Raw genomic sequence first — 10,539 nt, forward strand, 5'->3', positions numbered from 1 at the left:
AAATTTCACTTTATGCTCATTTTTTTTGCAAAAAAATGTTGAGGCAGTTCCAGTTGTAGAACTGGTTACCCCAACATTTATTATAGAGCCTATTATATTTATTAATGTATGTGAAATACTATATAGCAGACTAAGTTTTTTGCTTCGGTAAAGAAGGAAATCTAGGATAGGAGTGAGAATAAAGTAAAGATTGTTCAAAACATCAATTATATTTTATATGCTTAAATGTTGATTATATCTAGGGAGAGTTGTTATGAAGGAAGGTAAAGAAAATGCAGTTATTTCTAAAGCGACGATTGATCGGCTACCGCTTTATTATCGTACACTTAAGCTGACTGCAGAAGAAGGAATAGAAATCATATCTTCTGACGAACTTGGGAGAAAAATTGGTGTTACACCAGAGCAGATACGTAAAGATTTATCGGCGTTTGGCGAGTTCGGCAAAAAAGGTGTAGGATATTATGTGCGCGAACTTATGCGTAATATTGGCGAAATATTAGGACTCAATCGTAAGTGGAATTTTGCTATTGTTGGCGTTGGCCATTTGGGGTGGGCGTTGGCTAACTATGCCAATTTTTCGCAAGGCTTTCAGCTAAAAGCCATCTTTGATATTGATCCAGACAAAATTGGGCGTTATATCAATGAAGTAGAGATTTATCATATCGATCGGATGAAAGAAATAGTGGCTGAAAAGCAAATTCAAATCGGGATCATCACCGTTCCTATGGAAGCTGCCCAAAGTACTGCTACGCTGCTTGTCGAGGCCGGCGTGAAAGGCATATGGAATTTTGCTCCCATTAAAATTGATGTACCTGATAATATTCATGTTGTTAGTGAAGATTTATCTGTGAGCTTAAGTAGTATGTCTTATTATCTTTCTCACCAAAACGATTAGTGTAGCAAACATATGAGTCAATGTGTTCTTTGGATTACAAGTGAGCCTATTGGTAGTATAATTTTAGCAATTTGGCCATCAGACCAAGCGTTTAGAACGTTACTCTGATGGCTGTACTATTTATAAACGACTTACTCTAGCTTGGACTATGTTACTGAAGTTTAGGTGTAAAAGCATATATAGACGGGATTCATGACAGATTATATACGATTGAATTTACTGAAAAAGATGTTTGCAGGAATATAAAGTTCTGGAGCGAATATATATTATTGAGAGTTCCGAGTTACTATCGCCAGACCGGTGATAGTAACCGTGGTGCGAAAAGGAATTTTTGCGCCAGCCAGTGTGCAAAGGAAGTCCGTTAACGGACTTCCTTTATTTATTCTATGGTTGCATATAATAGCTTTCCTGATTAATTGTAATGAAGACTTCTTAATAATGGAAAAACAAATATTTGCTTCCGAGTTATTATCATCCCAATGGGAGGTAATAAACGTTAAGGTACGATGAGTAATTGTCGTGCCCGCCAGTGCGCAAAGGAAGAGGTACTAAATATGTATTAATTTAGCACCTCTTTTTTGTTTACATAAATTATAGGAGGGTGGTTTTGGTATGAATAAGTTTATCCGGGTCAACATGACAACCAAGGAAGTTACTATGAGCAAAACTCCAGAAAAATATGCAGGTCTAGCAGGACGTGCGCTTACATCAATTTTTATTCATGACGAAGTAAAGCCGACATGCCATCCGCTAGGAAAAAACAACAAAATAATTTTTGCTCCTGGTTTCCTTAGCGGCACTCATGCTGCTCAGTCAGGCCGGATTTCAGTAGGAGCTAAGAGCCCACTGACTGGTACTATCAAGGAAAGCAACAGTGGTGGTACTTTTTCTCAAAAGATGGCTAGAATGGGTATCAAAGCTCTGGTTATCGAAGGAATGCCGGTAGAAGACAAGTTCTATGTCATAAAAATCGAAAAATATGGTGCTAAAGTTGGTATTGCATTGGCTGGTCCGGCTGGTGAATATCGACTTCCTAGCGCAAACATTTCTTTTAAAGACCCTGAAGGCAACATCCGTAGTGCTGGCCGTGGTGGCTTGGGTGCAGTACTAGGTTCGAAAAAGGTAAAAGCGATCGTAATCGATGATACTGGTGCTCCTGGTGTAACTATCGCGAAACCGGAGGAATTCAATGCGGCGGCCAAGGCATTTGCTAAGGCTTTAACTAGTCATCCGGTTACAGGTCAAGCATTGCCGGCGTATGGTACAGATGTATTAATCAACATCATTAATGAAGCTGGCAGTCTGCCTACCAAAAACTTTACTGGCGGAAGAATCGACTGGAATGATAAAATCTCTGGTGAAACTCTCAATGCTACAATCAGTAAGCGTGGCGGCGAAGGTAAAGTTTCACATGGCTGCCACCATGGTTGCATCATTCGTTGTTCGCAGTGGTATCCCGACGAGCAAGGCAAATATATTACCAGTGGTTTCGAATATGAGACAGTATGGGCACTTGGTGCGGATGCGTGTATAAAGGACCTGGATGACATCGCATACATCGATCGGGCTATGGATGATGTCGGCGTAGATTCAATTGAAGTTTCTGTTGCCATAGCTACTGCTATGGAAGGAGGCTTACTGCCATGGGGTGACGGCAAAGGGGCTTTGGATGCTGTGAAACAAATTGCTATTCCTACTCCGCTTGGTCGGATAATTGGTGGCGGTGCGGCTGTTGTTGGTAAGGTTTGCGGTTTATTCCGTACTCCTGTGGTTAAAGACCAGGCTATTCCGGCGTATGATCCACGTGCGATCAAAGGTATTGGTTTGACGTATGCGACTACTCCTATGGGTGCAGATCATACATCTGGCTATTGTATAGCTACCAACATTTTAAAAGTTGGTGGTTATGTTGATCCGCTTAAAAAGGAAGGCCAAATAGAGCTTTCTCGCAACCTGCAAATTGCCACAGCCGCTGTTGATAGTACAGGTATGTGCCTCTTTGTTGCCTTTGCTATTCTAGATATACCTGAAGGGTTTAACGCGTTGATCGATATGATTAATGCTTGCTACGATCTGTCGCTGACTGCTGACGATGTAACGGCTCTTGGTAAATCCGTTCTCAAAGCTGAGCGAGCCTTTAATGCTGCAGCTGGTTTTACAAATGCTCATGACCGTTTACCTGAATTCTTTGAATATGAACCATGCCCGCCGCATAATGCTGTTTGGGATTTTACGCCAGAAGAAATCGATGAAGTCTTCAATTTCTAGTCAAATATTAAAAAAGCCGGGCTTTATGCCTGGCTTTTTTTAACTAATAGTAAAAAAGCATAAGGAGGATGTTTGCATGATTGTGGAAGTGCGTTTATATGCTACATTGAGACGCTATACCCTTTCAAGTACGAATGGAGTAATAACAGTAGAACTACCTACCGGAGCCACAGTGTTGGACTTAGTAAGAAAAATTAACATTAATCCGGCAGAAATTCATTTAATTATGATAAATGGTATTGGGTGTGACTTAAATACAATAATCAATGAAGGTGATCGGATTGGTTTGTTCCCGCCTGTAGGTGGTGGCTAACCGAGCATAGTATGCCGAATAAGAAAGGGGAGGTTTATATGACGCTTATTTCTTTGCCACTGAAGGATCCTGTTTATATTGAATGGGAAAAATTTCAGCGTACAGGTAATCCCAATAAGTGCAAAGCTCGTCAGCAAATTCTTGAGTCGTGGACCAGGTGTTATCATAAAGGGATAGATCCTTATAATGATAACATTCACCACTGCTTGGATGATTTAAACCTCCGCATGCTGTTGAAAAAAAAAGAAAAACTTATTGAGGCAGCAAAGCCCTTTATGCTTAGGCTAAGGGATCTGGCTTTATTATTGTGTTGACTGACGAATTTGGCTGTATTCTTGAAATGTTATGTGATGAAGATATCCGCCAGAATCCAATGACTAAATATTTTTATCCTGGGGTTAGCTGGAAGGAAGAAACTATTGGGACCAATGCCATTGGGATGGTATTAAAACTGGGAAAACCGCTTCAAGTGTCAGGAGCTGAGCATTATTGCCGAAAAATACATTCTTTTAGTTGTTCGGCAGCATCCATTTTCGATTCTGATGGGCAAATTATTGGAGTTCTCAATATATCTTACGCGTTACATGCATCCCATCTGCATACTTTGGGAATTGTAGCAGTAATTGCAGACGCAATTACTGCACAGTACAGCCTTAGTCAAAAAAAACAGTGAGCTTGCCTCTATTAACCAGAGGATGAGTAATTTTATAAATAACGTTTCTGATGGTGTGTTTGTAATTGATCATAATGATGTTGTAATTAAAGTAAATCCTGCAGGTACGGCTATCCTCGGCAAGCCGGAGCAACATGTTTTGGGGACAGAAATAAAGCAGTTATTTGGCGGTAAGTCTGGAGAGCTTCTAACTAGTAGAAGAAGTTATCACGAAATCGAAATAACAATAGATACCCAGGAGGGGACATGTAACTGTATAGCTTCAAGGGATCTCTTATTTGATGTGCAAGACAAGATAACTGGTAGTATTATCTTCCTCAGACCTATAAAACAAGTAAAGCAAACGGGAAATCGACCTATTGGCAATTGTGCAACATGGAAATTTAGCCATATTATTGGCAAAAGCGCGACAATTTGTAAAACAATCCATGTTGCAATTCGGGCAGCGTCCAGTGATGCTAATGTGTTACTTACTGGCGAAAGTGGTACAGGTAAGGAAATTTTTGCTCAAGCGATTCATAATCAAAGCGCTAGGCGCAGCGGACCCTTTGTGGCTGTTAATTGTGGGGCAATTCCCAGGGAGTTGATAGGCAGTGAGTTGTTTGGTTATGATGAAGGGGCTTTTACCGGAGCGAAACGAGGTGGCAAGGCGGGAAAATTTGAACAAGCTTCGGGAGGAACCCTTTTTCTGGATGAAATTGGTGACATGCCTTTAGAGCAACAGACCGCATTGCTCAGGGTCATACAGGAAAGACATGTGACACGTATTGGCAGCGATAAGATTATTCCGGTTGATATTCGCTTAATTTGTGCTACTCACAAAAATTTGCGGGAAGAAGTAGAAAAAGGAAACTTTCGGCTTGATTTATATTATCGCTTATATGTGTTATCCATAGTCATTCCGCCCTTACGGGAACGCCGTGAAGACATACCATTGCTTTTTGATTATTTTTTAAAAAGGATAAGCCGTGAGTTAGGCTACTCATTTTCTGTGGAACCTGAAGTGATTGCTTATTTACAACGATATGATTGGCCGGGGAATGTACGAGAGCTACAAAACGTGGTTGAGCATGCAGCATGTTTAGCTGAAAATAAAATGATTACCGTGGACCTTCTACCAGAAGCTATTCATACATCATCTTTACCATTAGACAAAGAAGTATATCAAATCAGGGAACCTATTTTTTCCAGAGCTCAAAGAAAAAAGATGGCAGAAATAATAGAAAAAAACAGGATAATTCGTTTGCTTGATGCATTTGGCGGAAATGTTAGCCGGACGGCTAAAGAATTAGGGATATCTCGAAGTACTCTGTATAAGAAAATGCGCTTATATGCTATCGAAAATTAGTTAAGTTGATCATAAATAGGTTGGTGTAAATTCAGCATAGCATGAATATACCCAGCCTAATTTACGTTTTTAAAACCACCCCAATAACAAAAACATGTATCCTAAACGCTGACTACGGCGAATACCTATATACCGCAAACAATCTACACCGCGGAGTTATTATGTAGTAAAATGAAAGATATAAGGCTTAGTAAACAAGGAGGAATAGTAATGCCAGAACATGTCAGGAATACCATTGAGGTACGAGGATTTCTTCAATTATATAAATTTTTTAAAGAAAAAAATTGGCCCATTCCCTTAATCCTAGAACTTAACGAGCCAATTACAGGTGCTAAGCTTGCTGAGAAGCTCGAAATTCCTTTAGATGAAATTGAAATTGTTTTTGTCAACGGTGTTGCACAATCTTTAGATTATTTTATACAACCTGGTGACAGGGTAGCTTTCGTGCCTCCGGGCTGTCCTGGTCCATATCGGGTGGCGTTAGGTTTTTATTCGAAAAATCAAAAAAATAAATATAATTTTATTCGAAAATAGGAAATATTTGATAGTTTTGAAGGATTTGCTAATTAAATAGCAAAATCTATATATGAGATATACAAGCATTCAGGAGGCAGCCATGACACAAATCAACGAGGTCATTAAACAGAAAGTTCAGCAAATAGCAAAAAACGGACGGTTAACTTGTGCTGAAGCTATTGCGTTAGCCAATAGTGAAGGAGTGCCGCCGTTAGTTATCGGAAAAGCAGCAGATGCGGCTAATATAAAAATTATTGCTTGTCAGTTAGGCTGCTTTGGAGGCGCAAAAGGTGACTGAAGTGGAATTTTTTGATTGCATTTCGTTATCTAAGGCGCAAAACCTGATAAAACATGTGTTGCCTGAGGCAATAGTAGCAGTTGAAGAAACTGATCTTATCCAGGCCCTGGGAAGAATTGTTGCCGAAGATATCATTGCCGAAGCTCCATTACCGCCATTTAGCCGATCTACAGTTGATGGTTATGCTGTATGTAGCCGTGATACGTTTAGTGCCAGTGAAAGTGGGCCGGTAATGCTGGATATTATCGGTGAAGTCTTTATGGGACAAGCAGTTGACTATGTCATTACTTCCGGCCAGGCAGTCATCGTTCCGACGGGGGGAATGTTGCCTGCGGGTGCTGATGGTGTGGTTATGCTTGAGCATACCGAGCAGACAGACAAAGACACTGTGTTGGTAGTCAAACCCATCGCCCCCGGGGAAAATGTAGTGGTTAAAGGAGAAGATATACAACCCGGTACGGTATTTATAACTGCAGGAACTAGGCTGACTGCTGCGGAAATTGGCGCTCTGGCAGCCTGCGGTTTTGCTCGGGTAAAGGTACGTCAGCGCTTAACCGTGGGGATTATTTCAACAGGCGATGAAGTGGTTGATGTCTCTATTATGCCTAAAACTGGACAGATACGTGATATTAACTCCTATACGCTGGCCGCTATGTTAACAGAAGCAGGGTGCCAGGTGACATGTTATGGAATTGTTAAAGACAACTATTCTGATTTGTTAGATATAATTGGCAAGGCGGCTGGCGAGAACCAGCTAGTACTCGTTTCCGGCGGTAGTTCGGTCGGAGCGAGAGATCATACAGTACAGGTTATCGAACAGCTTGGTCGGCAAAAAGTACTCTTTCACGGGTTGGCTGTAAGACCGGGAAAGCCGACTATTTTCGGAATGATTGATAAGGTGCCGGTTTTTGGTTTGCCCGGCCATCCAGTAGCGGCGATGACCATCTGTCGGATGATCGTTATGCCTTTGGTTTCTCGCTTGCAAGGTTGCCGCTCACTGCGAACAGGTTGGAAAATTCCAGCGAAACTGACCCGTAATTGTGCATCCGCACCTGGACGTGATGACTTTTTGCGAGTAAAGCTGATTTGGCAGGATGGAGAGTATCGGGCAGAACCTATATTGGGCAAGTCCGGACTTATTAGTGTTATGACGCAAGCTGATGGGATTGTGCATGTGCCTGCTGACAGCAGTGGATTATATGCTGGTGAAATGGTCGTTGTTGAAATCATGAGGGAGGCATAGGCATGCGCACAGGAAAAGCATATTTAGAGTGCCTGCCAAGAGAAAAAAGCTGGGAATTATGGCAGGATAGACTCAGGGTAGCTGGTTATTTTTCAAATATACCGGCAGAAATTTTGCCGGTTGAACAAGCATTGGGCCGAGTTACCGCCCGGTGCACTTATGCCAAACAATCGGTGCCGCATTATAACGGCGCAGCCATGGATGGTATCGCTGTGAGGGCGCAAGATACCTTTGGCGCTACAGAAACCACTCCGATACGGCTTAAAATATTAAAAAACGCTGAACCTTTTGTACCAGGAGGCTGTTATATTATTGATACCGGCGACTTGATGCCGGCAGAAACCAATGCGGTTATTATGATTGAAGATGTGCATATTGACGGGGATTTTGCCGAAATTATTGCTGCTGCTACACCTTGGCAGCATGTTCGGATTATTGGTGAAGATATTGTAGCCAACGAAATGGTATTGCCAGAGCACCACATGATTAGACCACCTGATATTGCCGCACTGTTGGCTGCTGGCCTGGAAACCATCGAAGTGCTAGCAAAACCAAAAGTCACTATTATTCCTACAGGAACCGAGCTTGTTGCTCGTGCCAAGGATTTAAAACCTGGTGCAATTTTGGATGTTAACTCGCATATGCTGTGCGCGGCTGTTACTGAATGGGGCGGGGAAGCGATACGTCATGAAATTGTGCCAGATAATTATGAACAGATAAAGCAGGCAGTGGCATCAAGTCTAGAAACCAGTGATATGGTTATTACCAATGCCGGAACTTCAGCCGGAACGGAGGATTTTACTTCTCGGATATTTACCGAACTGGGTGAAGTACTGGTTCATGGGGTAGCCATCAAGCCTGGAAAACCAGTGATCTTGGCTCTCTGCCAAGGAAAACCGGTAATTGGTCTGCCGGGGTATCCGGTTTCGGCCATGCTAACGGCCGAATTGTTTGTGAAAGATGTGCTTTATCAGCGGCAGTGTCTGCCGATACCTCAAGCGAAGCAGATTCCGGCAGTATTGGCACGACAACTGTATTCGCCTGTTGGCGTTGAAGAATTTGTGCGTGTATCTGTCGGGACGATTCAGGGAAAAACAGTAGCTGCGCCGCTAAGCCGTGGTGCAGGAATCATTTCTTCGCTGATTAAGGCGCAAGGTGTATTGTCGGTAAGTGAAACCAGTCCTGGGCTTCCGGCTGGGGCAAATGTACAGATTACCATGCTTAATCACCATCAGTCAGGAACCCTTCTAGCTGTTGGTAGTCATGATTTGGCACTGGATATTTTAGGCGTATTTTTAAATCGTAAGATTGGCAAACAGTTAACAGCCTCTAATGTCGGTAGTATGGGCGGCATCATCGCGGTAAAAAACAATGAAGCGCACATTGCCGGCATTCATATGCTTGACGATAAGACTGGCGAATATAATATTCCTTTTGTTAATAAATACCTGACAAAGGGTAATTGGAAGCTAGTGCGCTTAGCACGGCGCGAGCAGGGCTTGATGGTGCTTCCAGGCAATCCTAAAAATATAAAAACACTAGCTGATTTGGTGAGAAACGATATTATTTATGTAAATAGACAGCGCGGTTCAGGTACCAGAATGCTGCTAGACCATTTATTGGCACAAATGGCTTTATCAGCAGAACGAATAACCGGCTATGACAAAGAAGTCAGCACACATATGGCGGTAGCGGCAACTATTGCAGCTGGTGCTGCTGATACCGGATTAGGTATCCGTGCGGCGGCCAAAGCCTTGGGACTAGAATTCATTCCAATATCACATGAATGTTATGATATCATTTTGAATTTCCCGTTAGGCGACACTACGGCTGAATCGATTATTACCATTTTGCAAAGCCCAGCATTCCGTCAGGAAGTAGAAAGACTGGGGGGCTATGATTTAGCAGAAGCTGGTACCGTGCTGGCCGCTAATAGTAATTAGCTAAATTCGAGTTGGAATTAGGATTATAACGTTTGCCCATAACAGGCGTGAGTTACTAACTTTGCCAATTGAATATATCCATTCTTCGAGTCTGCATATCTAAGGCTAAACGCTATGATAGCTGACCGTTAGGGTACTCTGGGAAACTGGAGCGCCTTCCATTGTGAAAAGAAGAAGCTTACACCGCCCAAAAAGCGGCATTGCTTTGATTTTCGCAATGCCGCTTTTATTATATAGAATCAAAGGTAGGTGAATAATACATAAAATTAACGGTTAGACCATTAGACCATTTAATTAACCATTTAATAGGAAAAGGGAGAGGATACTATGCAAAATAAGATCATGCGATTGCTTGTAATCATGATGACCATCTTTATGACCTTTGCTTTGACAGCATGTCAAAAAGGCGAGGAAAAGCAAGCGCAAACCACGCCGAAACCTGCCAGACCTGAAGTGATTTTGGCTACTACTACCAGTACCCAAGATAGCGGTTTACTGGATGTACTTATTCCAGCCTTTGAAAAGAAAACAGGCTATGTAATTAAAACCATTTCTGTAGGCACAGGCCAAGCATTGGCTATGGGAGAAAAAGGCGAAGCTGATGTATTATTAGTACATGCACCAGAGGCTGAGAAAAAAGTGGTAAATAATGGTTCTGCTATCAATCGTCGTTTGGTCATGCATAACGACTTCATTATTGTTGGACCTGCAGAAGATCCGGCAAACATCAAAGGAAAATCTGTTATTGATACCTTAAAAGCCATAAGTGCGGCTAATGCACCATTTGTATCGCGTGGTGACGATTCCGGTACACATAAACTTGAACTGAATTTATGGAAAGCTGCTGCTATCAAGCCGCAAGGCACTACCTGGTATTACGAAGCCGGTGCTGGTATGGGCCAGACTCTAAAAATTGCTGATGAGAAAAAAGGCTATACCATTTCCGACAGGGCTACCTATTTGGCGCAAGCCAAAAATATCAATTTAAAAATACTCGTTGAGGGCGATACAAAATTGCTCAATATTTATCATGTAATGGAAG

The 10,539-nt window shown here is 42.1% G+C and carries 11 protein-coding genes and 1 riboswitch; all 11 genes read left to right on the top strand.

The genetic code is table 11. The annotated features are described in order from the left end of the window. The first annotated feature begins 253 nt into the window (after positions 1-253). Positions 254-895 carry a redox-sensing transcriptional repressor Rex gene (locus AC29Z1_RS07835; protein WP_488270902.1) on the top strand — a complete coding sequence of 214 codons (642 nt, stop codon included), beginning with the start codon at positions 254-256 and terminating at the stop codon, positions 893-895. 612 nt (positions 896-1,507) lie between these two features. After that, positions 1,508-3,163: an aldehyde ferredoxin oxidoreductase C-terminal domain-containing protein gene (locus tag AC29Z1_RS07840; protein WP_488270903.1), complete on the top strand. Its 1,656-nt coding sequence runs from the start codon at positions 1,508-1,510 to the stop codon at positions 3,161-3,163. Between the two features lie 76 nt (positions 3,164-3,239). Beyond that, a complete protein-coding gene (locus AC29Z1_RS07845; RefSeq protein ID WP_488270904.1) occupies positions 3,240-3,476 on the top strand; it encodes a MoaD/ThiS family protein in 237 nt (78 codons plus the stop codon). Positions 3,477-3,514: 38 nt separating this feature from the next. Then, the gene (locus AC29Z1_RS07850; RefSeq protein WP_488270905.1) at positions 3,515-3,790 is read left to right on the top strand and encodes a hypothetical protein; all 276 of its coding nucleotides are present in this window, start codon (positions 3,515-3,517) and stop codon (positions 3,788-3,790) included. Continuing rightward, the gene (locus AC29Z1_RS07855) at positions 3,784-4,149 is read left to right on the top strand and encodes a GAF domain-containing protein (RefSeq protein WP_488270906.1); all 366 of its coding nucleotides are present in this window, start codon (positions 3,784-3,786) and stop codon (positions 4,147-4,149) included. The genes AC29Z1_RS07850 and AC29Z1_RS07855 overlap by 7 nt, the downstream gene beginning before the upstream one ends. 22 nt (positions 4,150-4,171) lie before the next feature. Beyond that, positions 4,172-5,497, top strand: coding sequence for a sigma-54 interaction domain-containing protein (locus AC29Z1_RS07860; protein WP_488270907.1), 1,326 nt, complete (start codon positions 4,172-4,174; stop codon positions 5,495-5,497). Positions 5,498-5,707: 210 nt separating this feature from the next. Then, positions 5,708-6,031, top strand: coding sequence for a MoaD/ThiS family protein (locus tag AC29Z1_RS07865; protein ID WP_488270908.1), 324 nt, complete (start codon positions 5,708-5,710; stop codon positions 6,029-6,031). Between the two features lie 82 nt (positions 6,032-6,113). After that, positions 6,114-6,311: a hypothetical protein gene (locus tag AC29Z1_RS07870; RefSeq protein WP_488270909.1), complete on the top strand. Its 198-nt coding sequence runs from the start codon at positions 6,114-6,116 to the stop codon at positions 6,309-6,311. Further along, positions 6,304-7,554, top strand: coding sequence for a molybdopterin molybdotransferase MoeA (locus AC29Z1_RS07875; RefSeq protein ID WP_488270910.1), 1,251 nt, complete (start codon positions 6,304-6,306; stop codon positions 7,552-7,554). The genes AC29Z1_RS07870 and AC29Z1_RS07875 overlap by 8 nt, the downstream gene beginning before the upstream one ends. A gap of 2 nt (positions 7,555-7,556) precedes the next feature. Further along, positions 7,557-9,497 (top strand): molybdopterin biosynthesis protein, encoded by a 1,941-nt coding sequence (locus tag AC29Z1_RS07880; protein WP_488270911.1) that lies wholly within the window; start codon positions 7,557-7,559, stop codon positions 9,495-9,497. Positions 9,498-9,568: 71 nt separating this feature from the next. Then, positions 9,569-9,687, top strand: a riboswitch (molybdenum cofactor riboswitch). Positions 9,688-9,824: 137 nt separating this feature from the next. Continuing rightward, positions 9,825-10,539: ABC transporter substrate-binding protein (locus tag AC29Z1_RS07885; protein WP_488270912.1), on the top strand; the 715-nt coding region annotated here is incomplete at its 3' end.

The sequence above is a fragment of the Sporomusa sp. genome (genome assembly GCF_057736855.1).

Coding starts and splice junctions, on each gene's coding strand:
- AC29Z1_RS07835 (WP_488270902.1), top strand. CDS start 254: ATGAAGGAAGGTAAAGAAAATGCAGTTATTTCTAAAGCGACGATTGAT.
- AC29Z1_RS07840 (WP_488270903.1), top strand. CDS start 1,508: ATGAATAAGTTTATCCGGGTCAACATGACAACCAAGGAAGTTACTATG.
- AC29Z1_RS07845 (WP_488270904.1), top strand. CDS start 3,240: ATGATTGTGGAAGTGCGTTTATATGCTACATTGAGACGCTATACCCTT.
- AC29Z1_RS07850 (WP_488270905.1), top strand. CDS start 3,515: ATGACGCTTATTTCTTTGCCACTGAAGGATCCTGTTTATATTGAATGG.
- AC29Z1_RS07860 (WP_488270907.1), top strand. CDS start 4,172: ATGAGTAATTTTATAAATAACGTTTCTGATGGTGTGTTTGTAATTGAT.
- AC29Z1_RS07865 (WP_488270908.1), top strand. CDS start 5,708: ATGCCAGAACATGTCAGGAATACCATTGAGGTACGAGGATTTCTTCAA.
- AC29Z1_RS07870 (WP_488270909.1), top strand. CDS start 6,114: ATGACACAAATCAACGAGGTCATTAAACAGAAAGTTCAGCAAATAGCA.
- AC29Z1_RS07880 (WP_488270911.1), top strand. CDS start 7,557: ATGCGCACAGGAAAAGCATATTTAGAGTGCCTGCCAAGAGAAAAAAGC.